Below are 24,178 nucleotides of genomic sequence, written 5' to 3' on the forward strand. Positions count from 1 at the left end.
GATCTCGCCACGGGCCCCCGACGGGGCGACGGCGTGAGCGGTTCAACGGGCAGGGTGGGGCACGCCCTGCCCCGAGCGGTATCGACCCTGCCTGGCCGGGAGCGGGACTCACCACCAGCCGGCTCCCGACGGACGTGACGGCGAGGCATGCCCTGCCCACGGGGAGGCATCGACCCTGTTTGCGCCGGGAGCGCGGGGTTCGCTGGACTCGCCACCAGCCGGCTCCGGCGGGGCGACGGCCTGCCCGGGCCATGGCGCGCACCGCGCCGAACCGGCCCGACGGCGGAATCAGGACACCCGGCCCATGGCGGTGTCGGCGCCGGCAGGTCCGAGGGGCCCGCCGCCGCCCGGCTTGGCGCGCGGCAGTGCGAGCGGTTCACCGGGGAGGCAGGGTCTTGGCAGCCTCGGCCCGGGCGAAACTCGGTCACGAAGCGGGACCGACGGGCAGATCTCAGCCTCTGTCAGCTCGACGACAGGGTCAGCGACCACGGGTCGCCTGGTACGCCCCGCTCGGGGTGAATCTCGCCATCAGTCGCAGCCCCTAGCGGGTATCGACGCCGGCAGGGACCAGGGATCTCGCCCCGCCCGGTGCGCGTGGCTCGCAGGGCGAGGGCGGCCCCGGCAGGCTCTACTCGGATCGGATCTCGGCGCGACACACCCTGCTCGGCGCGCATCTCAAGTCCGTCCATGGGCCAGGGGCGGCTCCTCGTCACCAGCCGGCTCGACGGGGGCGCCAGGGCGAGAAGCCGACTGACACGGGCTTCCCGGCTTACGCGGGCCATGGCGGCATCGGCGCCAGCCGCCCCGAGGAGCCCGCCGCCCGGCTCGGCGCGCGGCGGTGCGAGTGACCCACCTGGCAAGGACGCCCGAAGGCGCGGACCGGGCGGATGCCGGCCACCAGTCGGCACAGCGGAGAGCTCTCGGCTCCAGGCCCCGCCCCGGCCCCGGGCCGGCCCGTCTCAGCCTTCACCGGCGCCTCCGGCCTGGCCACAGAGGTCGCCGTCCGGGCGCTCCCGCCCGGCGGGCTGCCATGAGGCCCCACGCACAGACCGACAGCCCGATAACCCCAGCCCCTCAGCCCCCACACAACACCGACGGCCCACCTGCGCAATCGCAGATGGGCCGTCGGTCCGGGTGGGCGATACTGGGTTCGAACCAGTGACCTCTTCGGTGTGAACGAAGCGCTCTCCCACTGAGCTAATCGCCCGGACGCAGGAAGAACATTACCCCATGTCAGGGGGTACCTGTGACGCTCACTGGTCCTTGAGCTTCCACGGCATGGTGATGCCGAATTTCCAGAGGTAGATGCCGACCAGCACGCCGATGATCACCAGCCCGATCGACGTCAGGATGATGTTGCGGCGCCGCACCTTGGGATCGAGGGCGCGCTGCGCCGCCTCGGTGACCTTCCGCTTGGTCCAGCGCAGCACCAGCTGGGCCCAGACGAACTCCGTCGCCCAGATCGCCATGCCGCCGAAGATCACGACCCACCCCGGTCCGGGCAGTGGCAGCATGATGATGCCGGTCACGACGACCGCGAATCCGATGATGAAGACGCCGACCTGCCAGCTGAGGTGCAGCGCCCGGCGGGCCTTGATGAACTCCGGCGCACGCGAGCCGAGCCCGCGATCCTGCTCGCCGTGTGCCTCGCCCGTCCCCGTCTCGTTCGACGCCACGGCCACCTCGCCCGGCTCGTTACTCCCCGTATTCATACGGGGAGACACTACCCGAGCGAAACCAGTCACCGGAATGGACGCAGGGCGCGAACGATCCCTCGGCCGGAAGAGTTACGTAAAGCCACGCAAAACACTCAGAGGGGTTTACAACGGCACCGTAGGTGGCATGTCGATTTCGCCGACGTGCGAATCCCCGAGCGCACACTGAGCGAAAGGCCCTGGCGCTTATGAACACCACGGTCAGCTGCGAGCTGCACCTGCGCCTCGTTGTGTCGAGCGAGTCCTCCCTGCCTGTCCCCGCAGGCCTGCGGTACGACACGGCCGACCCCTACGCCGTGCACGCCACCTTCCACACCGGAGCCGAGGAAACCGTCGAGTGGGTGTTCGCCCGCGACCTCCTCGCCGAGGGACTTCACCGCCCTACGGGCACCGGCGACGTCCGCGTCTGGCCGTCGCGCAGTCACGGCCAGGGCGTCGTGTGCATCGCCCTGAGCTCGCCGGAGGGCGAGGCCCTGCTAGAGGCCCCGGCACGGGCCCTGGAATCCTTCCTGAAGCGGACCGACGCCGCCGTGCCGCCCGGCACGGAACACCGGCACTTCGACCTCGATCAGGAGCTCTCGCACATCCTGGCGGAAAGCTAGGGCGAGGCCCTCACAAAGCCGCCCGGCGCCGTCGACTCGGGGAGACGGCTCGGGCTCGGACAACCGCATACGGGATGACACCGGCGCCGGCACCGCGGATCACGCGGTACGGCGCCGGTTCGCGTGGGAGCGCCCCTGCCCGGGCGTCCCTCCCCCGGTGCCCCGCCGCCGATGTCGCGCCGGCGGTGTCGCGCCGCACGGGGAACCCTGGCGGGCCGGAAGCGTTCCGCACGGGGTACCCCGGCGGGCCGGGAGGCGTTGCATTCGAAGCCATGTGCGGGCATGAGGCGGTCCGGCGGAGGTGGAGCCGTTACCATCGGCCAGCATCGGCGGGCGCCCGCCCGACCCTCAGGCCAGGGAGCGAATCGTGCTGATCACCCACGACACCCGGTGCGCCCTCGACACCGTGGTCGATCTGGTGAACACCGCACCGGAGGACGACACGGCCCCGGACGGGCTGCCGGACGTGGCGACCCTCGTGGACTTCGTGCGGAACCACGAGATCAGCGATGTCGGGGTGCTCTCGGACTTCGACCTCTCGGCGGTGCGCAAGATCCGCGGGCGCTTCGCCGCCGTCTTCGCCGCTCCGGACGCCCGGGCCGCGGCCGGGCAGATCAACGAGCTGGTCGCGGCGGCCGGCACCACGCCCCGGCTCACGGACCACGACGGCTACGACTGGCATGTGCACTACTTCGCGCCCGGTGCCTCCGTAGCCGATCACCTCGCCGCCGACTGCGGGATGGCGCTGGCGTTCTTCGTGGTCGCCGGGGAGCAGGAGCGCCTGCGGCGGTGCGAGGCACCGGACTGCCGGCGCGCCTTCGTCGACCTGTCCCGGAACCGCTCGCGGCGGTACTGCGACAGCCGCACCTGCGGAAACCGCCTCCACGTGGCCGCGTACCGGGCGCGCCGCAAGGAGGCGGCGGGCTGACGCCCGGCGCCGGGCCGCGGGGCTGTGGAGGGTGTCGATGCCGACGCGGCCCCGGCGGGTGGCGCCGGGTACCGCGGGTAAGGCTCACAGCAGCAGCAGATCGTGCAACGAGGCCATGAGCAGCAGACTCCCGATCACCGCCAGGAAGATCATCAGCGGTGGCTGGGAGAGGGCGAAGAGGCAACCACGTGGCTCGTCCTGCCGGGGATGTGGCTCATCCTGCGGCGGTGCGGGGTCGCTCTGTTTCGTCGTGTCCAGCATCTCGCGGCGATGATGACGCAGTCCCCCCGCCGGGCGCGATCAGCGGCCTCGTTCCGTGCGGGAGTGCACCGATTCCGCGAGGTCCGGTTCAGGTTGTGATCACTTCCGCGCACCGGCGGACCCACTGTGACGATTCGGCCCCGGGCGGGGCCGCCTTCATATGCCGTGCTTCTTGAGAATGGCCTCGATGTCGCTGAAGTCGTCGTCGCGGGACGCCGTCGCCGGCCTGGTCGCCGGGCGGGAGCCCTGGCTCAGGGAAGGCGCCGAGGCGGCGGGGGCCACCGTGTCGGGCCGGTCGGCGGCGCGCGCCGCCGCCCTGCGCTCCTTGCGGGTGCCGCCGCGACGGCGCTCCACGGCTCGTGTGGTCATGAAGAGCACCCATGCGAGGCCGAGCACACCGAACCCGGCCCAGGCCGTCGGGCTGAACGCGGTGTCGGCCAGCCACTCGACGACCCCGGTCATCACGAGGCCGATCGGGACGAGGGAGTAGGCGGCGACACGGACCGCGGCGAGGTACCGCTTGCGGTACGCCGTGACGATCGCAATGCCCAGGCCTGCCGCGGACACGGCGGAGCAGACGGTCTCGGCAATCATCCGGTCCTCCAGGCGTGGCGCGGTCGGGTCGGGTCACTTCGTCCCTTCCATCCTGCACCCGCCGCACCCCGCCGGGCCATGCTCCGGCCCGACATCAGGGACATCTCCGGGTCACCTCCTCCGCAGGTGCCGGTGCGGGCTGCGCCTCCGGCCGCGGCTGCTGGGAGACTGTCGGCATGAGCGACTCCTCCCCCGACCGTTCCGCCGCCCCCGTCCTCGAGGTCTGGTGCGACCTCCAGTGCCCGGACTGCCGTACCGCGCTGGACGATCTCCATGCCTTGCGCGCCCGCTACGGCGACCGGCTGGAGCTGCGGCTGCGGCACTTCCCGCTGGAGAAGAACAAGCACGCCTTCGCCGCCGCCCAGGCCGCGGAGCAGGCGTGGGAGCAGGGCCGGGGATGGCCGTACGCCGAAGCCCTGCTGGGGCGGGTCGAGGAGCTGGCCCGTAAGGGCGAACCCTTCCTGGTCGAGATGGCCCGGGAACTGGGCCTGGACGCCGAGGAGTTCGACACCGCGCTGATCGACGGCCGGCACATCCTGATCGTGGACGCCGACCAGGCCGAGGGCAAGGCGATCGGTGTGACCGGCACCCCGACGTACGTCATCGGCGGGGAGCGGCTCGACGGCGGCAAGAGCCAGGAGGGGCTGCGCGAGCGGATCGAGGAGATCGCGGACCGGCTGCTGGCCGGGCAGGAGCACTGATAGCCCTCGCCCGGCCGGCGGCTCCGGGCCGCTACAGCAGCGGTTTGTACAGGGCGTACCGTTCGGTCTCGTAGCCGAGTGAGGCGTAGAGCCGTTCGGCCGGGGTGTTGCCCGCGAAGACATTGAGGCCGAGGGTCCGCCTGCCCTCGGCGATGGTCTGGGCCTCGGCCAGCAGCATCAGGGTGCGGCCGTGGCCCTCCCCCCGGTGGGCGGCGTCGGTCTCGACGTCGAAGACGAAGGCGCTGCTCTCGCGCACCGCGAGCCACAGCGTTCCCACGGGCGTCCCCAGGTGTTCGACGACGCTGATGAGCATGCCCGGGGTGGCGAGGCCGTCGGGCAGCAGGGTCGCGTGGTCGCGCTCGGACTTGACCCGGGCCTCGGCCTCCGGGACGCCCCGGTCGATCCAGCTGCGCGCGTAGTGCTCCTTGCCCTTCTCCAGCCAGGGGCCGAACTCCGCCTCGGTCATGGGCCGGGCACGGCTGCCCTCCGGCAGCTCGGGCGGGGTGTCGCCGAGCTGCTTCTCCATGCCGCGGTTGCGGACGACGTAGCCGAGCGCCGTGGCGAGCCGGAGCCCGGCCTCGGACGTGGCCGGGACCACGGCCTCGATGCGACGGCACCCCCAGCCGCGCGCCACCTCCTCGGCGGCGAGCGCTGCGACCGTGCCACGGCCCCGCCTGCGATCCGCTTCGTCGATGTGCAGCTTCGTGATCCGGGCCACCGCGGTGCCGAACACGGGATGCGTGTCGAGGTGTATCGCCCCTACGGGACGGCTGTTCACACATACCTGGTAGCGGCGTGAGCGCGTCCCGTCGGCGTTCTGCTGAAGCGGCTCGGTCGGCCGCAGGGTCGTGGTCATCAGGGGTGTTCTACCCGCAACCACGGTCCCGGTCAGCCGATTTCGCCGACACTGTCAGGGGTCGAGGTCGTGCCCGGCGCGCTCCTCGAAGATCCGCATGGCCTTGGCGGTCACCGGGCCCGGCGCGCCGGGCAGCTCACGGCCGTCGACGCGGTGCACGGCCTGCACGTCCCGCAGGGTGGACGTCAGGAAGACCTCGTCGGCCCGCTCCAGGACGTCCAGCGGCAGGTCGGTCTCCCTGGCGCCGGTCCATTCGGCCGTCAGCGCACGGGTGATGCCCGCGAGGCAGCCCGAGGCGAGCGGCGGGGTGTGGATCTCGCCGTCGAGGACGACGAAGACGTTCGACCCGGTGCCCTCGCACAGCTGCCCCACGGTGTTGCCGAACAGTGCCTCCGACGCGCCCTGTTCACGGGCCCGGGCGAGAGCGACGACGTTCTCGGCGTACGAGGTGGTCTTGAGACCGGTGAGCGCACCGCGCTCGTTTCGGGTCCAGGGGACCGTGATCACGGCGGTGGAGTCGGGGCGGCGGGTCGTCTCGCCGAGGGCGACGACGAGGGTCGGGCCGTGCTCGCCGCGGTCGGATCCGAGCGGGCCGTGGCCGCCGGTGTAGGTGATGCGGAGGCGGCCGAGCGGCGCGGGGTTGGCGTCGAGGACGGCGGCGCAGGCGCGGCGCACCTCGTCGTGGTCCGGATCCGGCAGGCCGAGGCCGCGCGCGGAGCGGGTCAGCCGGTCGAGGTGCCGGGTGAGCGCGAACGGCCGGCCGGCCACGGCCTTGACCGTCTCGAAGATGCCGTCGCCCACGGTCAGCCCGTGGTCGAAGACGGAGACGCGGGCGGACTCGGTGTCCTGCAGCCCGCCGTCGAGCCAGATCTTCACGTCAGGTCCTCTCCACTCACCTCGTACGTTCCCGACGCTATCGCGAGCAGCCGGGCCGCCTTGAGCTCGGTCTCCCGCCACTCCCCTTCGGGATCGGAGCCCCAGGTGATGCCGGCGCCGGTGCCGAAGCGCAGTACGCCATCGGCCCGGTCGATCCAGAAGGTGCGGATGCCGACGGCCAGCTCTCCGGTTCCCCGGTCGGCGTCGACCCAGCCGATCCCGCCGCAGTACGGCCCCCGGGGCGCCGTCTCCAGCGCGTCGATGATCCGCAGGGCGCTGGACTTGGGCGCGCCCGTGACCGAGCCGGGCGGAAAGGCGGCGCCGAGCAGCTCGGGCCAGCCGGCCCCGTCCGCCAGCTCGCCGCGGACCGTCGAGACGAGGTGGACCAGCCCGGGGTGCTTCTCGACGGCACACAGGTCGGGCACCGTAACGCTGCCCGTGGCGCACACCCGTCCGATGTCGTTGCGGACCAGGTCCACGATCATCACGTTCTCGGCGAAGTCCTTCTCCAGCAGGTCCGCCTCGGTCCGGCCGGTGCCCTTGATCGGCCCGGACGCGACGACCCGGCCCTCGCGCCGCAGGAACAGTTCCGGGGAGGCCGTGGCGATCTCGACGCCGTGCCCGGGTAGGCGGATCGTTCCTGCATAGGGCGCCGGGTTGCCGTGGGCCAGCAGTGCGGTGAGGGCGTCCACGTCGGCGCCGGGTGCGACGGGCGCGGACAGCACCCGGCACAGGTTCGCCTGGTAGACCTCGCCGGCCGCGATGTGGTCGCGGATCCGTCGTACGGCGGCCGTGTACGCGGCGCGGTCGAGCGAGGACGTCCAGTCACCGGCGGCCGGTCCGCGCCATGCGCCGGGCACGGGAGCCGGTACGTCCGCCGCCCGGACCTCCGCGAAGCGGGCGCAGGTCAGACGGCCCTCGAAGTCGGCACAGACGGCCCAGAAGCCGCTGGAGTCCAGGGCCTCGGGATCGTCGGTGACGTCGAGGAGCCCGGTGGCGACGCGGTCGCCGAAGCGGGCGAGAGGAGGGAGGTCGAGCACGCAGTCGAGTCTATGGCGGGGGCCCTGCGGGTGACCGGGGGATGTCCTGTCAGGCGGTCCTGTGACCCACCTGAGCAGGGCAAGCGCAGCACGCTGCACAAACGCGTTTTTGTGCTGGCCCCGGAATCCGCTAGAGTTCAACACGTCGCCGGGCCGCGAAGGCGGACCGAAACGACAGGCGGACGTAGCTCAGTTGGTAGAGCGCAACCTTGCCAAGGTTGAGGTCGCGAGTTCGAACCTCGTCGTCCGCTCGTAGGAAGAGGGGGCTTCCCGGCCCCCTACACTCCTGGTGGAGTGGCCGAGAGGCGAGGCAACGGCCTGCAAAGCCGTCTACACGGGTTCAAATCCCGTCTCCACCTCCAAGGACGATTAGCTCAGCGGGAGAGCGCTTCCCTGACACGGAAGAGGTCACTGGTTCAATCCCAGTATCGTCCACTGGATCCCCCGGGATCCCAGCCCGCGCGATTAGCTCAGCGGGAGAGCGCTTCCCTGACACGGAAGAGGTCACTGGTTCAATCCCAGTATCGCGCACGCAGTGCCCATGATCCGCCGCACTCGGTGTTCATGGTCCCGAGGACGATTAGCTCAGCGGGAGAGCGCTTCCCTGACACGGAAGAGGTCACTGGTTCAATCCCAGTATCGTCCACACCACAAGGAGCCCCCGGCCGTTCGCGGCCGGGGGCTTCTGTGATGTCACGGCTCAGGACGAGAACAGCATCCGGCCGAAGCTCTTGTTGCGGTGGTGACCGTGGTGGCCGTGATGACCGTGGCCGCCGTGCGGGGCACCCCAGGCGGGGGCCGGAGGGGCGGGGTAGGCCTGCGGGGCGGGCGGGGGCGGCGGGGCGGCCTGGGACCACTGGGCCTCAAGGCGGGTCAGGGACTCCAGCTCGCCGTAGTCGAGAAAGATCCCGCGGCACCCGCTGCACTGCTCGATCTGGACACCGTTGCGGTTGTACGTGTGCATCGGCGCACGGCACTTCGGACACTGCATGGTCGTTCAACTCCTCGCCGGTCGGTCCTGCTTCACATCTCGCCAGGACAGACTCTGTCCCGCTGTGCTCGGTTGCACCCTACTTCGCGTGTTCCTGCACCAACTGGGGCGGGACGGTAGCCATTCGGTCACAGGCGTCCACAACCGTCTGCTCCACCTCGTCCAACGGGCGCCCGGCCGCAACCGCCTTGGCGACGGCCCGGGCCGCGGTCTGCGCGGTGAGGGCACGCGCGGGGACGTCGAGGGCGGGCCAGGGGTCGCCCTCGACGGGGACGGCCGGGCCGCCGGCCTCCCGATAGGCGGTGAGGAACCGGGTCCATGCGCCGGGCGGGAGCAGACCACAGGCATACCAGGCGGCGGGGCGGGCGAGGTCCCAGGCGGGGACACCGACGCCGAGGTCGTCCACGTCTATCAGCAGCCAGGGCCCGTCGGCTGCGGGGTGTCGTACGAGCTGGCCGAGATGGAGGTCGCCGTGGCAGAGGGTGGCGGTGTGCGGCATCGGGGCCTCGGCCCGGGCCCAGGGCGGGAGGGTGGCCCAGGCGCGCAGGACGGGTGCGACCGCCGGGTGCGGTCCGGCCTCTCGGAGCCGGGCGACGGCCCGGGCCGCTTTGGCGGGGCCGCGCATGACGGGCAGGCCTTCCGGAGCCGGGCTGCGGTGGAGACGGGCGAGGAGTGCGGCGGCGGCTTCCCAGGGTGCGGCGTCCGGGTCGTCGGGATCCACCGGCGTGCCGTACGGCCAGAACGTCACCAGGCGGCCGTGCAGGTCGACCGGGGTGGGATCCAGTGGGGGCAGGAGGATGCCGGGGTGGCGGGCGGCGAGGGTGAGGCGGCCGGTGAGCTCGGCGGGGGTCGCGTCCAGGGGGTGGGCCTTCGCGACGGTGTCCGCATGGCGTACGACAGTGCCGTCCGGGCGGTCCGCGAGCGTGGCCGCGCCGCAGGGGCAGGCCGGTGAGCGGGCGTGGGCGGTGGCTCGGGCCTGGGCGGTGAGGCCGGTCAGGAGCGGGCCGGGGGCGGAGTTCACCGGGTGAGAGTACGCGCAGACGGGAGCCGGCTGGAGGGGGGACGGGTCCGTTCCGGGTGCTCCGTGCCGGGGCAAAGCAATGCCGGCGCAGCTCCCCAGCTGCGCCGGCATTTTTTGCCGTCCGCCGCACCCCCGTCCCCACGGGGTTTCATGGTCGGGATGTCCCCGCCCGGACCGCTCTTCCGGGCCTGGGGTCGCCGCTCAGCGCCCCAGCATCTCGCCCACGGACGACGCCTGTGTGGCCACTGTCTCCCACCCGTCGAAGACGAGGAGGAGCAGGACCGCCAGGGGAAGGGCCATCAGGGTCGCCACCAGCGGGTGGCGACGGCCCTGGCGGCGGGGGCGGAACGCGGCGGCGTACACCTTGCGTCCCTCCTCGCGGAGCAGTGTCCGCGGAGCCGTCTGGGCCATGGTCCCTCTCCTGACCTGTATCGGTTGTCGTTGGCAGCGGCGGGCGTCTGACCTCGGGGGACGAGTGCTGCACCCGCCGCTTGACCTCAAATCTAGGTGTCCGGCCCTTTCCCGGCGTCATGCCCTCGTACCGATTGCCGGGCCTCCCGGAGGATGAGCCGCCACCTGCGATGTACTCCCCTGGGTGGAGACGGGGACGCACGTCTCAGGGTCTTCCCCGAGGGGGCGCCCGGATCAGCCCTCTTTGTCCGAGCTCTCCTCCCGCGGAATCGGCTGTTCCACCAGGGCCAGCACCCGATTCGCCATGAAGCGGGCGGTACGTACAACCGTCCCGCTTCGGGTGACTTCGCTCACTTCCACGACACCTCGGCGTACCGCCGTCTCCACCCTGCGGCCCGCCCTGCTCGCCACCACCTCATACGTGCGCGTCGTGTCTCCCGCGTCCACGACTATCTCCACACGGTCACCCTTCACAGGACCAATCCCCCTTCTGCGACGGGTGGTTGGGATCACTCACCACGCGAAGTCCGCCTCTTCGCGCCCTCCCTGACCACCTTTCAAGTCTCCCACCCACCACTGACAATCCATCACCCTGAGAGGGCGCGGCCTCTGCGCGCGGGCGGCCGTGGAAACGTAAGCTGTGGCTCGTCACAGGACCGGGCAGCGGGGATGAACATGGCGATGATGCGCCTGAGGCGCGAGGACCCGCGCGTCGTCGGCTCGTTCAAGCTTCACAGACGGCTCGGCGCGGGCGGGATGGGCGTGGTCTACCTGGGCTCCGACAAGAAGGGGCAGCGGGTCGCGCTCAAGGTCATCCGCCCTGACCTGGCGGAGGATCAGGAGTTCCGTTCGCGGTTCGCCCGTGAGGTGTCGGCGGCGCGGCGGATCCGCGGCGGCTGCACGGCCCGGCTGGTGGCCGCCGACCTCGACGCGGATCGGCCCTGGTTCGCCACGCAGTACGTGCCCGGCCCCTCCTTGCACGACAAGGTCGCGGCCGAGGGCCCGCTCGGCGCGGCCGACGTCGCGGCCGTCGGTGCCGCCCTGTCGGAGGGCCTGGTCGCGGTGCACGAGGCCGGGGTGGTGCACCGGGATCTGAAGCCGTCGAACATCCTGCTGTCCCCGAAGGGGCCGCGGATCATCGACTTCGGCATCGCCTGGGCGACCGGCGCCTCGACGCTCACCCACGTCGGCACGGCGGTCGGCTCGCCCGGCTTCCTCGCGCCGGAGCAGGTGCGCGGGGCGGCCGTCACACCGGCCACGGACGTCTTCTCGCTCGGTGCCACGCTCGCGTACTCCTCAATGGGCGACTCGCCCTTCGGGCACGGCAGTTCCGAGGTGATGCTGTACCGCGTGGTGCACGAGGAGCCGCAGCTGCACGGCGTGCCCGACGCACTGGCCCCGCTCGTCCGGGCGTGCTTGGCGAAGGACCCCGAGGAGCGGCCCAGCACGCTCCAACTGTCGTTGCGGCTCAAGGAGATCGCGGCCCGGGAGTCCCAGGACCTCGCCGGTGTCCGGCCGCCCGCGCCCCGTGGTGCCGAGACCGAGCGGCTCGCCGACACCTACCCCGAGCGCACCCGGCGTCCGCAGGGGCAGCAGGGTGCCGGGACGTCCGGGGCGCAGCGGGGCCGGGGCACTCCCCCGCCGCGGGGGTCGGCTCCCTCCCGGGACGGCCATCCGTCGCCGGACGGCCCGGCCTCCCAGAGCGGGTCCGGTTCGCGCGGCGGAGCCCGGCCGGGCGGGAGCGGGAACCGGTCGACGGGGGGCGGAAACCGCGGCAGGACTCCGGTGCGCGGTTCCGGCGCCCCGCGCGGCGGGACCCCGTCGCGGTCCGGGTCGCGGCCGACGCCCACCGGGCGCAACGGGCCACGGTCGGCCAGCGGCAGCCGTCCCGCCCCGCACAGCGGCACCGGGCGTCCGGCGTCCCGGAGCACGGGGACCGGGCTGCGGCCCGCCAATCCCCGGTTGCTGCGGCAGCGGCTGTTCGTGTTCGTCGTAGTGACGCTGCTGGTGGCGGTCGGTATCGCGCTGGTGCAGGGGTGTCAGGGGCCGGCGCGGGGGCTCGGCGGCGACGGAGGCGGAGCACGGCAGGAGCGCGTCCAGCCGTACGACCGTCCTCAAGACTTCTAGCCGTGTGACGACGGCCCGCCGGCCGGCGGGCCGTCAGAGCTCCGGCAGGATCCGCTCGAAGAACTCCCGGTCGCCGGCGAAGACCGGGTCCAGGGCCAGGAACTGCCGCGGGGTGACCCAGCGGGTCTCGGCGACCTCGTGCGGGTCGGGGACCACCTCGCCCGTGTCGGCGCGGGCGGTCCACCAGTGGAGCCGGAAGCGGTGGTCGTCGGTCTCCGACTCCCAGACCTTCGCCTCCGGTACGACGGTGAGGCCGACCTCCTCGCGGACCTCCCGGACGACCGCCTGCTCCTGGGTCTCGCCCGGCTCGACCTTGCCGCTGAGCGGCTGCCAGTAGCCGGGGCGGGCGACCCCGGGGCCGCGCCGGATCGCGAGCAGGCGTTCACCGCGCAGGAGTACGGCTACGACGGCCTCGCGCTGTTCCATGTGCCGCCCCTAGGTCTGGGGCCGGCCGGTGGCCACGGCGTAGAAGGCGACGGCTGCCGCCGCGCCGACGTTGAGGGAGTCGACGCCGTGGGACATGGGGATGCGGACCCATTCGTCGGCGGCGACCAGGGCCTGGGTGGAGAGGCCGTCGCCCTCCGCGCCGAGCATGAGGGCGACGCGGTCCATGGTGTGCGGGGCGGCCTCGTCGAGGGGCCGGGCCTTCTCGTCGGGGGTGAGGGCGAGGAGGGTGAAGCCCGCCTCGCGGACCGACTCCAGGCCCTTGGGCCAGGTGTCCAGGCGGGCGTACGGGACGGAGAAGACCGCGCCCATGGAGACCTTCACGCTGCGGCGGTACAGGGGGTCGGCGCAGTCCGGGGAGAGCAGAACGGCGTCCATGCCGAGGGCCGCGGCCGAGCGGAAGATGGCGCCGATGTTGGTGTGGTCGTTGACCGACTCCATGATGACGACCCGGCGGGCGGTCCGGAGCAGGTCGGCGGCGGTGGGCAGGGGTTTGCGCTGCATGGACGCGAGCGCGCCGCGGTGCACGTGGTAGCCGGTGACCTGCTCGGCGAGCTCCGGGCTGACGGCGTAGACCGGGGCGGGAAGTTCGTCGATGACGTCGCGCATGACGTCGACCCACTTGGCCGAGAGCAGCATGGACCGCATCTCGTAGCCGGCCTCCTTGGCCCTTCTGATGACCTTCTCGCCCTCGGCGATGAACAGTCCCTCGGCGGGTTCGCGCTTGCGGCGCAGCTCCACGTCGGTCAGGCCGGTGTAGTCGCGCAGACGCGGGTCGTCGGGATCCTCGATGGTGATGAGATCGGCCACAGGGTGATACTGCCTTGTCCTGGGTGCGGTGCCAACGGCTCGGTACGGGTTGTGTTACCCGGGGTTACTTTCGGGGCGCGGGGGTCGCGGGGCCGACCCTCACGACCTCGCCGATGACGATGACCGCCGGGGGCTTCACGTCCTCGGTCCGCACGGTCTCCGCGACCGTCGCGAGCGTGGCGTCGACGCGGCGCTGGCCGGCCGTCGTGCCTTCCTGGACCAGGGCGACGGGTGCGTCCGGGGACTTGCCGTGGACGATGAGCGTCTCGGCGACCTTGCCGATCGTGCTGACGCCCATGAGGATCACCAGGGTGCCGGTCAGCTTGGCCAGGGACGGCCAGTCGACCAGGGAGCGCTCGTCGTCGGGGGCGATGTGGCCGCTGACCACGGTGAACTCGTGGGCGACGCCCCGGTGGGTCACCGGGATGCCGGCGGCGCCCGGGACCGAGATGGAGCTGGAGATGCCGGGCACGACCGTGCACGGGATGCCGGCCTCGGCCAGGGCCTGGACCTCCTCCATGCCGCGCCCGTAGACGAAGGGGTCGCCGCCCTTGAGCCGGACGACCGACTTGCCCTTGCGGGCGTGCTCGATCAGGGCGTCGTTGATGGCTTCCTGCGCCATGAACCTGCCGAAGGGCAGCTTCGCCGCGTCGATCACCTCGACGCCCGGGGACAGTTCGGCGAGCAGGTCGCGCGGGCCGAGGTGGTCGGTGATGACCACGTCGGCCTCGGCGAGCAGACGGCGGCCGCGCACGGTGATCAGGTCCGGATCGCCGGGTCCGCCGCCGACCAGGGCGACGCCGGGGGTGCGGGTGCGGTGGTGCGGGGCGACCAGCGTGCCGTCGCGCAGGCCCTCGACGACGGCGTCGCGGATGGCGGCGGTGTGGCGGGGGTCGCGCCCCTTGGCGTCGGTGGTGAGGACGGCGACGGTGACGCCCTCGCTGTGGCCGGTGGCCGGGGTCCAGGCGGTGGCCTGGTCGGCGTCGTCGGAGCGGACGCACCAGACGCGGTGGCGATCGGCCTCGGCGGAGGCGGCGGTGTTGGCGTCGGGGTCGCTGGTGGCGATGAGGGCGTACCAGGCGTCCGCGAGGTCGCCCTCCTCGTACGGGCGACGGTGCCAGGTGATCTCGCCGGCGTCCGCCATGGCCTCGACGGAGGGGGTGGCCTCGGGGGACACCAGGAGGACGTCCGCGCCCGCCGCGATCAGTGCCGGAAGGCGGCGCTGGGCGACCTGGCCGCCGCCGAGGACGACCACGCGACGGCCGGTGAGGCGGAGGCCTACGGGGTAGGCGGGGTGTTCGGCCATGAGGTGAGGCTCCTGTTGCGGCGGTGTTCGATGCCCTGACGTGCGGATTTTAGTGGGCAGGGGGGAGGGCGGCGCGGGTGGTCCGGTGACTGGGCACCCCGCCCGTCTGCCGGGGCGTGGGCCGTGGGCGGGCGTTTTGTCGTGCGGGACGGCCGCCCACGGCATCACATCGGCTGCGGGAGCCCTACTTCTCGGTCACGCCCGCCGAATCGAACGTCGCCACCTCGTGCATCGCCCTGGCCGTGCTCTGGACCAGCGGGAGGGCGAGCAGGGCGCCGGTGCCCTCGCCGAGGCGGAGGTCGAGGTCGACCAGGGGGCGCAGGCCCAGCTTGTTGAGGGCGGCGACGTGGCCCGGCTCGGCGCTGCGGTGGCCCGCGATGCACGCGGCCAGGACCTCGGGGGCGATCGCGCGGGCGACCAGGGCGGCGGCTCCGGCGCTGACGCCGTCCAGGATGACCGGCGTACGCAGGGAGGCGCCGCCGAGGAGGAGGCCGACGATGGCGGCGTGCTCGAAACCGCCGATCGCGGCGAGCACGCCGATCGGGTCGGCCGGGTCCGGCTGGTGGAGTTCCAGGGCGCGGCGCACGACCTCGGTCTTGCGGGCGAGGGTCTCGTCGTTGATGCCCGTGCCCCGGCCCGTCACCTCGGCCGGGTCGGCGCCCGTGAAGACGGAGATCAGGGCGGCGGACGCGGTGGTGTTCGCGATGCCCATCTCGCCGGTCAGCAGGGCCTTGTTGCCGGCGGCGACCAGGTCGCGGGCGGTCTCGATGCCGACCTCGATGGCCTGCCTGGCCTCCTCGCGGGTCATCGAGGGGCCGGTCGTCATGTCGGACGTGCCGGCCCGGATCTTGCGGGGCAGCAGGCCCGGGGTGGCCGGGAGGTCGGCGGCGACGCCCACGTCCACGATGCAGACCTCGGCACCGACCTGGGTGGCGAAGGCGTTGCAGACGGCACCGCCGCCGAGGAAGTTGGCCACCATCTGGGCCGTGACCTCCTGCGGCCAGGGGGTGACGCCCTGGGCGTGCACTCCGTGGTCGCCCGCGAAGATCGCGACGGCCGCGGGTTCCGGGATGGGCGGCGGGCACTGGCGGGACAGGCCGGACAGCTGCGCGGAGATGATCTCCAGCATGCCCAGCGCTCCGGCCGGCTTGGTCATACGCTTCTGGCGCTCCCACGCCTCGCCGAGCGCCTTGGCGTCCAGCGGGCGAATCTGCGCGACGGTCTCGGCGAGCAGGTCGTGGGGTTCCTCTCCGGGCAGGGCACGGCGGCCGTATGTCTCTTCGTGCACGGCCCAGGACAAGGGGCGGCGCTTGGACCAGCCGGCCTGCAACAGCTCGGGCTCGTCCGGGAACTCGTCGACGTAGCCGACGCACAGGTAGGCGATGATCTCCAGGTGCTCGGGCAGACCGAGGGCGCGGACCATCTCGCGCTCGTCGAAGAAGCTGACCCAGCCGACGCCGAGGCCCTCGGCGCGGGCGGCGAGCCACAGGTTCTCCACGGCCAGGGCCGCCGAGTACGGGGCCATCTGGGGCTGGGTGTGGCGGCCGAGGGTGTGCCGGCCGCCACGGGTCGGGTCGGCGGTGACCACGATGTTCACCGGCGTGTCGAGGATGGCCTCGATCTTCAGTTCCTTGAACTGCTTCGCCCGGCCCTTGGGCAGGGACTTCGCGTAGGCGTCGCGCTGGCGCATGGCCAGTTCGTGCATCGCGCGCCGGGTGTCGGCGGAACGGATGACGACGAAGTCCCACGGCTGCGAGTGGCCGACGGAGGGCGCGTGGTGGGCGGCCTCCAGGACGCGGAGCAGCACCTCGTGCGGGATGGGGTCACTGCGGAAGCCGTTGCGGATGTCGCGGCGTTCGCGCATGACCTTCAGGACGGCCTCGCGCTCGGCGGGGTCGTAGCCGGGGGCCGCGGGGCCGGTGGACTGTCGGGCTTGTGCCACTGCGGCCGCACTCTCTTCTCGGCGTTCCTGGTCGGCGATGTCTTCCTGTTCGGCGGCCCGGGTGTCCAGGTCGTCGGCGTTCTGGGCGAGTTCGGCGTCGCCGTCGCGCGGAGCCGGGACCGTGGCCGCGGGTGCGGGGGGCTCCAGCGTCTCGGGCGCCGCCGGCTGGGACCGCTGCGGGCCCTGCACCGGGTGCCCGGCCTGCTCTGCCTGCCCCGCCTGCTCCTGCGCGGCCGGGGCGGGGAGTACGACGGTGACGTCCTCGCTGGGCGCCGGGGCGTCGGGGGCGGCTCCCTGAGAGGCGGGGGCGAGCTCGGCGGCTTCGGCGACGGGGGTGGCTGCGGCCGGATCGGGGGCCTGAGCCGGGGCCGGCGCTTCGGCGGCGGGGGCGGATGCGAGGGGCGCGGGAGCCTCGGGGGCCGAAGGTGCCTCGGGCGCCTCGGGTGCTTGAGCGGGTGCGGCGGCCTCGGTGGGCGTCGGTTCCGGGGAGGGCTGAGCCAGGGTGGTCACCTCCGGGGCGGTCACCTCCGGGGCGGTCTCCGGCGTGGCGGCGTCGGGGGCGGCCTCGGCATCTGCGTCGGCCGGCGCTGCGGCCTGGGCTGCCGGGTCCGGTGTCGGGGCCGGGGCGGCGACGGTCTCCGCCGCCGGGGCCGGGCCCGGGGTGGCGACGGACTCGGCGGCCGGTTCCGGGGCAGGTACAGCGGCAGCGGCAGGTTCGGCGGGTGGAACGGGCGCGGGTGCTTCCTGGCCGACCGGCTCGGCGGGTGTGGCCGGCAGTTCCTGGGCGACCGGCTGGGCGGGTGTGGCCGGCGGTTCCTGTGCGACCGGCTGGGCAGCAGGAGCGGCCGGTTCCTGTGCGACCGGCTGGGCAGCAGGAGCGGCCGGTTCCTGGACGACCGGCTCGGCTGCCGGGGCGGCGGTGACCTGGCCGGGGGCTTCCGGGACAGGAACGGTGGGCTGCGGAACCATCGCCTCGGGCTCCTGCGCGACCGCGGCCGGCGCGGCGTCAGTTCCCGCAGAGGGCTGGGGTGCAGCCTCTTCGGCGGTGACCTCCGGCTCCGGCACGACGGCCTCGGAGGCCGCCGTGTCCGGGCCCGGTGCGGCGGCCTCGGGGACAACGCCCGCTGCCGGCACCTGCGCAACGGGCTCCGGGGCTGCTACGTCGGGTGCGTGAACGGCGGCGGCCGGTACCTGGGCGGGGGCCTCTCCACCGGTGGCCACGGGCGGAGTGACGACGGCGGACTCCGGGGCCACTGCGGCCTCAGGGAACGGGACCGCTTCCGGAACCTGACCGGCCTCCGGAGCAGGAGCCGGTGCGGCGGCCTGCTCGGCGACTGTCACCGGGACCTGGTCGCCGGCGGCGTCCGACGCGGGAAGCTCTGAAGAAACACCGACAGGTTCACCGCCCTGCGCAGCGCCGTCCACGGCGGGCCCGGGCTCCGACGCCGACGGCACAACAGCTGCCGGGGCGGCCACGGTCCCGGGCTGGGCGGCGGCCGCTCCGGCCGCCACCGCGTCCACGTCTGGCTCCGCGGGGTCTGCCCCCGGTACGGGCATGACCTGCTCCACGGCGGCCACTTGGGCTCCGTCCGGGCCGGCGCCCGCACCCGCGGGGCCGGACTCGGCCGGCTGACCGGCCTCGGCCTCGGCTGCGGCTGCGGCTGCGGCTGCCCGACCTTCGACCGGGCCGACGCCCGGACCGACGGGGTCGCCCGTGTGGGCCTGCCCGGCCTCGGCCGGCGCCGGAGGTGTCGTGTGGCTGGTCTCCGTCATCACACTCGCCGCGACCGCCTGGGCCGTCCCCGGCGGTTCCGCTGCCGTCGGCTCCGCGGCCGGAACAACCGTTTCCGCAGGCGCCGCCCCGGCGCTCACCGGGGCCGGGGCCGTGGCTGTGGCCGGTACGCCCCAGGAGGCGGCGGGCTGCGTGGGCATCTCGGGTGCCCGGGGGCCGTCGAGGTACTCGGGGCCCGCTGCGGACGGCACCGGCTGGCGCACGGGCGCGTCCGCGGGGCCGCGGTCGGCGAGGGAGCGGACCGGACTGGCGGAGCTGTTGGGCAGCGGCGGGCCGAGGTGCAGGGGCCTGCGCGGGGTGACGGGCGGGATCGGCGGCGGGTCGGGCAGACGGACGCCGCCGAGGTCGACCGACCCGCTGTCGCGGCCGGAGATCTCGTGCGGGCCCGGCTGGTGCACGGTCTCGAGGACCGGCTCGGGCGCGGGCGGGGGGACCTCGTTGCCCCAGGCGCCCTGGGCGCCCGGCAACAGCAGCAGGTCTTCGTCCTCGGCCTCGGCGGTGGTCTCGGAGAGGTAGGTGTACGCACCGGGCGCGGGGGCGCCCGGCTGCTCCACCATGCCTGCACTCTCCGGCAGCCCCTCGCCCGGGACCTGGCCGGTGTCGGTCATGCGTACCCCTCGCCCATCGGTTAGTGCTCCTACGACCTGCTCGCCCGGAACGGCGCACCGACCGCCCCGCAGTGAAGAACGAGCGTGCGTCCCCAGCGGCACGAACGGTCCGCCCCGAAAAGGCGACAAAGCCATTCACTGGCATTGTCGCGGCCGTACCACCCTCACGGCAGCTTGATCCGCGACGGTTCCGCTGTGGACTGCGCCACGTTGCGCGCCCTCCGGTTCTGCCGTACCACACACACCCCAAAACGGGCGCGTTTTCCGGACATTGGCCGACGAAGCGCCGGGCGTCCTTGTGCGGTGCAGCGATCGGCCAGCCTACCGCGCGCAGTACGACAAGCCGATCACGGGGACGGCGGCGGGATCAGGCGCTGCGCCGCGGGAGCACGCCGCTGAGCAGGAACGCGACGCTCCGTTCCTTCTCCGTCCAAGCCCTGGTGTCGAGTTCGACGGACTGCAGCAGAGCGCACTCGACGGCGTAGCCGTGCTCGGTGAGGTCGCGGCCGATGAGTTCGGCGGCGTCGCGGGTGGCGGCGTGCGTGACGATGCGCTGCGGGCGCCGGTCGGCGACCGCCGAGACGACGGCCGCTCCCCCGCCGCCGACCCGGACGACATCGGGTTCGGGGAGGTTCTCCAGGATGTGCGGGGCGGTGCCGTGCACGATCTGGAGCTGGACGCCGAGGCGGCGGGCGGCGGCGTCGGTGCGGGCACAGGCTGCCCGGTCCCCGTCGACGGCGAGCACGGCGGCGCCGGCGCGGGCGGCCTCGACGGCGAAGGCGCCGCTGCCGCAGCCGATGTCCCAGACGAGGTCGCCGACGCGGGGGCCGAGGCGGGCGAGTTGGGAGGCGCGCAGCAGCTGGGTCTCGCCCTCGCCGAGGTCCGCGCCGTAGGCGTCGGCGGGCAGGGTCCAGCCGCGTGGTCCGGCGGACGGGTCGCGGCCGGAGATCCAGCCGCCGGCCTCTCCCGCCGTGCCCGGCCGGGCCGGGCCGCCCAGGACGATGACGACGTTGGGGTCGCGCCAGGTGTAATCGGCGGCCTTGTCGGAGGTGACGACGGTGACCCGCTCGCGGGTGGTGCCGAGTTCCTCACAGATGACGAAGGAGCGGTGGACTCCTTCGAGGAGCAGACCGAGTTCGGCGGGGCCGGCGCCGGGTGAGGTGAGGACCGCGACCTTGGTGTGGGCGCGGCATACGTTGACGGCGCGTCGCAGCGTGCGGGGGTGTGCGGCGACCACTTGTGCGTCGTCCCAGGGCATACCGGCGCGAGCGAAGGCGGCGGCGACGGAGGAGACGGCGGGGACGACCTCCACCTCAAGGCCGAACTCGGGGGCGCGCAGGGTGCGTACGACGCCGAAGAAGCCGGGGTCGCCGTCGGCGAGCACGACGGCCGTGCCGCGGTGGCCGGCGATGCGGCGGGCGGCGAGGGCGACGCTGCCGAGGCGGATGCGCTCGGCGCCGGCGGGTACCTCGGGGAGCGCCAGGTGGTGGGCGGCACCGGCCACGAGCGTGGCGGCACCCAGGGCGGCGCTCGCCGCGGCGGTCGGCGGCGAACCGTCCCAGCCGATCACCGTGACCCGGTCGGCCATCGTCGTCAGTCTCCAGGGGTTTTCGCAGGTCGTCTGCGTGGCGTTGTGGGGAGCAGCCCGGGGGCGGGCTCCGTGAGGGTACCCGGTGGAGGTGGCGGAGGGAGCTTCGGTGTCGTCGTCACCGTCGTCCTCCGGGTGGTTGCGGTCAGTTCCAGTCGCCGAAGGACGTGAAGCCGTCCCGCAGCTGCTCGCCGACGCCTTCCAGGTCCTCGGGGAGCAGGCTCCAGACGATGAAGTCGGTGCGTACGTCGGTCCACGTGCCGTCCTCGGCACGGGCCCGGGCTATACAGGCGTTGCGCAGCACGCCCTCGCTGATACAGCCGATCTTCTGCGCGACCTGCTGGGAGGCGGTGTTGTCGGCCGCCGTGCGCAGTTCGATGCGCTCGAACTTCTGGTCCGTGAAGAGCCAACGGGCGGTGACGAGGGCGGCCTCGGAGGCGTAGCCCTCGCCGCGGGCCCAGGGGGCGATGATGTACGACAGTTCGGTGGAGCGTACGCGCCAGTTGGTCTTGGCGAGCTGGATGACGCCGACCAGGCGCTGGGTGAGGAACTCGGTGACGGCGAAGGCGATTCCGCGTCCTCCGGTGCGCTCGGCGGGGGCGTACTCGGTGATCCAGGTGCGGGCGCCGTCCTCCGTGAAGGGCTGGGGGACGGAGGTCCAGGCCGCCACCTGTTCGTCGTTCATCATCGCGGCCAGGGAGGCGACATCGTCTTCGTCGAGGGGACGCAGCACCAACCGCTCCGTGCTGATGGAGACGTTGGGGAAGGTGCTCGTCATGCGCCGCTCCGTAACCTTCGGTGAACCTTCAGGGCATGCTGAACTGCCCAGCATGCAGCATGAAAGCACTGATCCGCACCACGGGACCCTCCCCACCGGGTGGGGGAAGGGCCCCGTGCGCGCGGGTGCCGGGCGTGGGCTCAGAAGGAGGCGAGCACGGAGCCGGCGTACTTGTCCTGGATGAACTTCTTCACCTCGGGCGAGGTGAGGAGCTTCGCGAGCTTCTTCACGCGCGGGTCGTCCTCGTTGCCCTTCTTCACGGCGAGGAAGTTGCCGTAGGGGTTGTTCTTCGGCGACTCCAGGACGAGGGCGTCCTTGGAGGGCTTGAGGTCGGACTCGATGGCGTAGTTGCCGTTGACGACGGCGGCGTCCACGTCGTCGAGGGAGCGCGGGGTCTGGGCCGCCTCCAGCTCCTTGAACTTCAGGTTCTTGGGGTTCTTGGTGATGTCGGAGGGTGTCGCCTCGTTGCCGACGCCCGCCTTGAGGGTGATGAGCCCGTCGGCGGCGAGGAGCTTGAGGGCGCGGGCCTCGTTGACCGTGTCGTTGGGGATGGCGACGGTCGCACCGCTCTTCAGGTCGTCGGCCTTCTTGACCTTGTGGGAGTAGAGGCCGAGCGGCTCCAGGTGGACCGTGACGACGGGCACGATGTCGGTGCCGTTCTTCTTGTTGAAGTCGTCGAGGTACGGCTTGTTCTGGAAGTAGTTGGCGCCGACGGAGCCGTCCTGCGTCGCCGTGTTCGGCGTGACGTAGTCGGTGAACTCCTTGACCTGGAGGTCCAGGCCCTCCTTCTTCGCCAGGTTGTCCTTCACGTAGGTGAGGATCTCGGCGTGCGGGACGGGGCTGGCGGCGACGATCAGGGGGCCGTCGGTGGACGAGCTGTCGGCGCCGCAGGCGCTGAGCCCGAGGGTGAGGGCTCCGGCGGCGAGGACGGCGGTGGTGATCTTGGCGGTGTTACGCACGAAAAGTGCCTTTCCTTATGGCCTTGCGGGTGGTGCGACCCCGTTGTGGGTGTACGGGGGGTTCAGGAGGCGGCTTTGAGGAGCCGCAGTTTGGGGGCGGGTCCCGAGTGGGCGCCGCGGCGGTGCAGGGAGCGGGCCGCATAGTCGCCGGCGAACTGGATGACCGAGATGACGACGGCGAGGATCGCGACGGTGATCCACATCAGCTGCGTCTCGAAGCGCTGGTAGCCGTAGCGGATGGCGATGTCGCCCAGGCCTCCGGCGCCGACGGTGCCCGCCATGGCCGAGTAGCCGATGAGGGCGACGACCGTGGTGGTGGTGCTGGAGATCAGCGACGGCAGGGACTCGGGGACGAGGACCTTGCGGACGATGGTCCAGGTGTTGCCGCCCATGGACTGCACGGCCTCGACGAGCCCGTGGTCCACTTCGCGGACGGCCGTCTCGACCAGGCGCGCGAAGAACGGGATGGCGCCGACGGCGAGCGGCACGATGGCCGCCTCGACACCGATGGTCGTCCCGGTGATCGAGCGGGTGAAGCCCATCAGCGCGACCATCAGGATGATGAACGGCAGGGAGCGGGCGATGTTCACGACCTGCCCTATGACCTTGTTGGCGGCGAGGTTCTGCAGGAGGCCGCCGCGGTCGGTGAGGACCAGCAGGATGCCGAGCGGCAGTCCGCCGACGACGGCGATGAGCGTGGACCAGCCGACCATGTAGAGCGTCTCCCAACACGCCTGCTCCAGCAGGGGCTGCATCTCGGACCAGGTCACTTGGCACCTTCCTTCACCGGTTCGGAGTCGTGGCCCAGGAGGTCGATCTGGAGGCCCTTTTCGCGCAGGAAGCCGATGGGCACGACGTTGTCCTCGTAGCGGCCGGGCAGTTCGATGCGCATCCGGCCGACCTGGAGGCCGCCGACGGTGTCGATGGCGGCGCCGAGGATCGATATGTCGATGTTGTAGGTGCGGGCCAGCTGCGAGATGACGGGCTGGGTGGCGCTCTCGCCCTGGAAGGTGACGTCGACGACGGTGCGGTCCTCGCCGGAGGCCTCGCCGTCGAGCGGGAACAGCGCCGAGGCGAGTTCCGAGCCGGGGGTCGCGAGGAGCTCGCTGACCGTGCCGGACTCCACGATGCGCCCGTTCTCCATGAGGGCGGCGGAATCGCAGACCGACTTCACGACGTCCATCTCGTGGGTGATGAGCAGGACGGTCAGGCCGAGTTGCCGGTTGAGGTCGCGCAGCAGCGCCAGGATCGAGCGGGTGGTCTCGGGGTCGAGGGCGCTGGTGGCCTCGTCGGACAGCAGCACCTTCGGGTCACCGGCGAGCGCGCGGGCGATGCCGACGCGCTGCTTCTGGCCGCCTGAGAGCTGCGCCGGGTAGGACTTCGCCTTGTCGGCGAGGCCCACCAGGTCGAGCAGCTCCAGCGCCTTGCGGGAGCGTTCCTGCCCGGACTTGCCGAGGATCTCCAGCGGGAGTTCGACGTTGTCCTGGACGGTCCGGGAGGACAGCAGGTTGAAGTGCTGGAAGACCATGCCGATGCGGCTGCGCGCCTGCCGCAGTTCCTTTCCGGCGCGCGGGCCGCGGCCTGCCAGTGCAGTGAGGTCCTGCCCGGCGACGGTCACGGTGCCGGCCGTGGGGCGTTCCAGCAGGTTGACGCAGCGGATGAGCGAGGACTTGCCGGCGCCGGACTGGCCGATGACGCCGTACACCTCGCCTTCGCGGACGTGCAGGTCGACGCCGTCCAGGGCGGTGACCTCGCGGCCGCGTGCACGGTAGACCTTGGTCAGGCCCGAGGTGGTGATCACTGGGATTCCGTCACTGTCGAGTGCGCG

The 24,178-nt window shown here is 72.6% G+C and carries 23 protein-coding genes and 6 tRNA genes; 9 read left to right on the forward strand and 20 right to left on the reverse strand.

The window, feature by feature from the left end; all coding sequences use genetic code 11:
- Window positions 1-1,135: 1,135 nt before the first annotated feature.
- A tRNA-Val gene (locus A4E84_RS07600) sits at window positions 1,136-1,207 on the reverse strand.
- 46 nt (window positions 1,208-1,253) lie between these two features.
- Window positions 1,254-1,712, reverse strand: a complete 459-nt coding sequence (locus A4E84_RS07605) for a TIGR02611 family protein (RefSeq protein WP_062925809.1) — start codon at window positions 1,710-1,712, stop codon at window positions 1,254-1,256.
- Between the two features lie 191 nt (window positions 1,713-1,903).
- Here A4E84_RS07605 and A4E84_RS07610 point away from each other — a divergent pair, with 191 nt between their 5' ends.
- Both A4E84_RS07610 and A4E84_RS07615 read left to right on the forward strand, forming a co-directional pair.
- The gene (locus A4E84_RS07610; RefSeq protein ID WP_004002642.1) at window positions 1,904-2,317 is read left to right on the forward strand and encodes an SsgA family sporulation/cell division regulator; all 414 of its coding nucleotides are present in this window, start codon (window positions 1,904-1,906) and stop codon (window positions 2,315-2,317) included.
- Between the two features lie 367 nt (window positions 2,318-2,684).
- Complete coding sequence (locus tag A4E84_RS07615) at window positions 2,685-3,245, forward strand: CGNR zinc finger domain-containing protein (RefSeq protein WP_062925810.1); 561 nt, start codon at window positions 2,685-2,687, stop codon at window positions 3,243-3,245.
- Between the two features lie 84 nt (window positions 3,246-3,329).
- Here A4E84_RS07615 and A4E84_RS43350 read toward each other — a convergent pair whose 3' ends face one another.
- Together A4E84_RS43350 and A4E84_RS07620 are read right to left on the reverse strand one after the other, a co-directional pair.
- Window positions 3,330-3,506, reverse strand: coding sequence for a hypothetical protein (locus A4E84_RS43350; RefSeq protein ID WP_167345902.1), 177 nt, complete (start codon window positions 3,504-3,506; stop codon window positions 3,330-3,332).
- Between the two features lie 156 nt (window positions 3,507-3,662).
- Window positions 3,663-4,100: a hypothetical protein gene (locus A4E84_RS07620; protein ID WP_062925811.1), complete on the reverse strand. Its 438-nt coding sequence runs from the start codon at window positions 4,098-4,100 to the stop codon at window positions 3,663-3,665.
- 176 nt (window positions 4,101-4,276) lie between these two features.
- Here A4E84_RS07620 and A4E84_RS07625 point away from each other — a divergent pair, with 176 nt between their 5' ends.
- Window positions 4,277-4,801, forward strand: coding sequence for a DsbA family protein (locus tag A4E84_RS07625; RefSeq protein ID WP_062925812.1), 525 nt, complete (start codon window positions 4,277-4,279; stop codon window positions 4,799-4,801).
- A gap of 31 nt (window positions 4,802-4,832) precedes the next feature.
- Here A4E84_RS07625 and A4E84_RS07630 read toward each other — a convergent pair whose 3' ends face one another.
- The 3 genes from A4E84_RS07630 to A4E84_RS07640 are packed head-to-tail and all read right to left on the reverse strand — an operon-like array spanning window position 4,833 to window position 7,573.
- Complete coding sequence (locus tag A4E84_RS07630) at window positions 4,833-5,657, reverse strand: GNAT family N-acetyltransferase (protein ID WP_062925813.1); 825 nt, start codon at window positions 5,655-5,657, stop codon at window positions 4,833-4,835.
- 54 nt (window positions 5,658-5,711) lie between these two features.
- A complete protein-coding gene (locus A4E84_RS07635) occupies window positions 5,712-6,533 on the reverse strand; it encodes an aminotransferase class IV (RefSeq protein WP_062925814.1) in 822 nt (273 codons plus the stop codon).
- Window positions 6,530-7,573 (reverse strand): chorismate-binding protein, encoded by a 1,044-nt coding sequence (locus tag A4E84_RS07640; RefSeq protein WP_062925815.1) that lies wholly within the window; start codon window positions 7,571-7,573, stop codon window positions 6,530-6,532. Before A4E84_RS07640 ends, A4E84_RS07635 begins: the two co-directional genes overlap by 4 nt.
- A gap of 178 nt (window positions 7,574-7,751) precedes the next feature.
- Here A4E84_RS07640 and A4E84_RS07645 point away from each other — a divergent pair.
- The 5 genes from A4E84_RS07645 (at window position 7,752) to A4E84_RS07665 (ending at window position 8,219) form a co-directional block, all read left to right on the forward strand.
- Window positions 7,752-7,824, forward strand: a tRNA-Gly gene (locus tag A4E84_RS07645).
- Window positions 7,825-7,861: 37 nt separating this feature from the next.
- Window positions 7,862-7,935 (forward strand) — tRNA-Cys (locus tag A4E84_RS07650).
- A gap of 1 nt (window position 7,936) precedes the next feature.
- Window positions 7,937-8,008: transfer RNA gene (locus A4E84_RS07655), tRNA-Val, on the forward strand.
- Window positions 8,009-8,032: 24 nt separating this feature from the next.
- Window positions 8,033-8,104: transfer RNA gene (locus A4E84_RS07660), tRNA-Val, on the forward strand.
- Window positions 8,105-8,147: 43 nt separating this feature from the next.
- Window positions 8,148-8,219: transfer RNA gene (locus A4E84_RS07665), tRNA-Val, on the forward strand.
- A gap of 54 nt (window positions 8,220-8,273) precedes the next feature.
- On the opposite strand, the gene A4E84_RS07670 is transcribed toward A4E84_RS07665, so the two are convergent.
- The 4 genes from A4E84_RS07670 to A4E84_RS07685 form a co-directional block, all read right to left on the reverse strand.
- A complete protein-coding gene (locus tag A4E84_RS07670) occupies window positions 8,274-8,564 on the reverse strand; it encodes a TFIIB-type zinc ribbon-containing protein (RefSeq protein ID WP_079128894.1) in 291 nt (96 codons plus the stop codon).
- Window positions 8,565-8,643: 79 nt separating this feature from the next.
- Window positions 8,644-9,585: a phosphotransferase family protein gene (locus A4E84_RS07675; protein WP_062925816.1), complete on the reverse strand. Its 942-nt coding sequence runs from the start codon at window positions 9,583-9,585 to the stop codon at window positions 8,644-8,646.
- 201 nt (window positions 9,586-9,786) lie between these two features.
- Window positions 9,787-9,996: a hypothetical protein gene (locus A4E84_RS07680; RefSeq protein WP_033309611.1), complete on the reverse strand. Its 210-nt coding sequence runs from the start codon at window positions 9,994-9,996 to the stop codon at window positions 9,787-9,789.
- A gap of 234 nt (window positions 9,997-10,230) precedes the next feature.
- Complete coding sequence (locus A4E84_RS07685; protein ID WP_031112035.1) at window positions 10,231-10,470, reverse strand: hypothetical protein; 240 nt, start codon at window positions 10,468-10,470, stop codon at window positions 10,231-10,233.
- A gap of 195 nt (window positions 10,471-10,665) precedes the next feature.
- Here A4E84_RS07685 and A4E84_RS07690 point away from each other — a divergent pair, with 195 nt between their 5' ends.
- The gene (locus A4E84_RS07690; protein WP_062925817.1) at window positions 10,666-12,123 is read left to right on the forward strand and encodes a serine/threonine-protein kinase; all 1,458 of its coding nucleotides are present in this window, start codon (window positions 10,666-10,668) and stop codon (window positions 12,121-12,123) included.
- A 33-nt stretch (window positions 12,124-12,156) separates the two neighbouring features.
- On the opposite strand, the gene A4E84_RS07695 is transcribed toward A4E84_RS07690, so the two are convergent.
- The 9 genes from A4E84_RS07695 to A4E84_RS07735 all read right to left on the reverse strand — a co-directional run bounded on the left by A4E84_RS07695 (window position 12,157) and on the right by A4E84_RS07735 (window position 24,151).
- Window positions 12,157-12,549, reverse strand: a complete 393-nt coding sequence (locus tag A4E84_RS07695; RefSeq protein WP_062925818.1) for an NUDIX domain-containing protein — start codon at window positions 12,547-12,549, stop codon at window positions 12,157-12,159.
- A 9-nt stretch (window positions 12,550-12,558) separates the two neighbouring features.
- Entirely contained in the window at window positions 12,559-13,377 is an 819-nt protein-coding gene (locus A4E84_RS07700) for a TrmH family RNA methyltransferase (RefSeq protein ID WP_062925819.1), read from the reverse strand.
- 64 nt (window positions 13,378-13,441) lie between these two features.
- The gene (gene cobA / locus A4E84_RS07705; RefSeq protein WP_062925820.1) at window positions 13,442-14,683 is read right to left on the reverse strand and encodes a uroporphyrinogen-III C-methyltransferase; all 1,242 of its coding nucleotides are present in this window, start codon (window positions 14,681-14,683) and stop codon (window positions 13,442-13,444) included.
- A 184-nt stretch (window positions 14,684-14,867) separates the two neighbouring features.
- On the reverse strand, window positions 14,868-19,025 hold the full coding sequence (gene cobT / locus A4E84_RS07710; protein ID WP_062925821.1) for a nicotinate-nucleotide--dimethylbenzimidazole phosphoribosyltransferase: 4,158 nt from the start codon (window positions 19,023-19,025) through the stop codon (window positions 14,868-14,870).
- Window positions 19,026-19,392: 367 nt separating this feature from the next.
- Window positions 19,393-20,613: a precorrin-6y C5,15-methyltransferase (decarboxylating) subunit CbiE gene (cbiE, locus tag A4E84_RS07715; RefSeq protein ID WP_062925822.1), complete on the reverse strand. Its 1,221-nt coding sequence runs from the start codon at window positions 20,611-20,613 to the stop codon at window positions 19,393-19,395.
- 145 nt (window positions 20,614-20,758) lie between these two features.
- Window positions 20,759-21,391 (reverse strand): GNAT family N-acetyltransferase, encoded by a 633-nt coding sequence (locus tag A4E84_RS07720; protein WP_062925823.1) that lies wholly within the window; start codon window positions 21,389-21,391, stop codon window positions 20,759-20,761.
- A gap of 140 nt (window positions 21,392-21,531) precedes the next feature.
- Complete coding sequence (locus A4E84_RS07725; RefSeq protein WP_062925824.1) at window positions 21,532-22,350, reverse strand: MetQ/NlpA family ABC transporter substrate-binding protein; 819 nt, start codon at window positions 22,348-22,350, stop codon at window positions 21,532-21,534.
- 62 nt (window positions 22,351-22,412) lie between these two features.
- Complete coding sequence (locus tag A4E84_RS07730) at window positions 22,413-23,120, reverse strand: methionine ABC transporter permease (protein WP_062925825.1); 708 nt, start codon at window positions 23,118-23,120, stop codon at window positions 22,413-22,415.
- On the reverse strand, window positions 23,117-24,151 hold the full coding sequence (locus A4E84_RS07735) for a methionine ABC transporter ATP-binding protein (RefSeq protein ID WP_062925826.1): 1,035 nt from the start codon (window positions 24,149-24,151) through the stop codon (window positions 23,117-23,119). The genes A4E84_RS07730 and A4E84_RS07735 overlap by 4 nt, the downstream gene beginning before the upstream one ends.
- Window positions 24,152-24,178: the final 27 nt, after the last annotated feature.

This window comes from Streptomyces qaidamensis, from assembly GCF_001611795.1.
GTDB classification, from domain to species: domain Bacteria; phylum Actinomycetota; class Actinomycetes; order Streptomycetales; family Streptomycetaceae; genus Streptomyces; species Streptomyces qaidamensis.

Excerpts from the sequence above, each read along its gene's own strand:
- cbiE (WP_062925822.1), bottom strand. The coding sequence starts at position 20,613 with ATGGCCGACCGGGTCACGGTGATCGGCTGGGACGGTTCGCCGCCGACC.
- cobA (WP_062925820.1), bottom strand. The coding sequence starts at position 14,683 with ATGGCCGAACACCCCGCCTACCCCGTAGGCCTCCGCCTCACCGGCCGT.
- A4E84_RS07680 (WP_033309611.1), bottom strand. The coding sequence starts at position 9,996 with ATGGCCCAGACGGCTCCGCGGACACTGCTCCGCGAGGAGGGACGCAAG.
- A4E84_RS07625 (WP_062925812.1), top strand. The coding sequence starts at position 4,277 with ATGAGCGACTCCTCCCCCGACCGTTCCGCCGCCCCCGTCCTCGAGGTC.
- A4E84_RS07720 (WP_062925823.1), bottom strand. The coding sequence starts at position 21,391 with ATGACGAGCACCTTCCCCAACGTCTCCATCAGCACGGAGCGGTTGGTG.
- cobT (WP_062925821.1), bottom strand. The coding sequence starts at position 19,025 with ATGACCGACACCGGCCAGGTCCCGGGCGAGGGGCTGCCGGAGAGTGCA.
- A4E84_RS07670 (WP_079128894.1), bottom strand. The coding sequence starts at position 8,564 with ATGCAGTGTCCGAAGTGCCGTGCGCCGATGCACACGTACAACCGCAAC.
- A4E84_RS07630 (WP_062925813.1), bottom strand. The coding sequence starts at position 5,657 with ATGACCACGACCCTGCGGCCGACCGAGCCGCTTCAGCAGAACGCCGAC.
- A4E84_RS07610 (WP_004002642.1), top strand. The coding sequence starts at position 1,904 with ATGAACACCACGGTCAGCTGCGAGCTGCACCTGCGCCTCGTTGTGTCG.
- A4E84_RS07620 (WP_062925811.1), bottom strand. The coding sequence starts at position 4,100 with ATGATTGCCGAGACCGTCTGCTCCGCCGTGTCCGCGGCAGGCCTGGGC.
- A4E84_RS07605 (WP_062925809.1), bottom strand. The coding sequence starts at position 1,712 with ATGAATACGGGGAGTAACGAGCCGGGCGAGGTGGCCGTGGCGTCGAAC.
- A4E84_RS43350 (WP_167345902.1), bottom strand. The coding sequence starts at position 3,506 with ATGCTGGACACGACGAAACAGAGCGACCCCGCACCGCCGCAGGATGAG.
- A4E84_RS07690 (WP_062925817.1), top strand. The coding sequence starts at position 10,666 with ATGAACATGGCGATGATGCGCCTGAGGCGCGAGGACCCGCGCGTCGTC.
- A4E84_RS07695 (WP_062925818.1), bottom strand. The coding sequence starts at position 12,549 with ATGGAACAGCGCGAGGCCGTCGTAGCCGTACTCCTGCGCGGTGAACGC.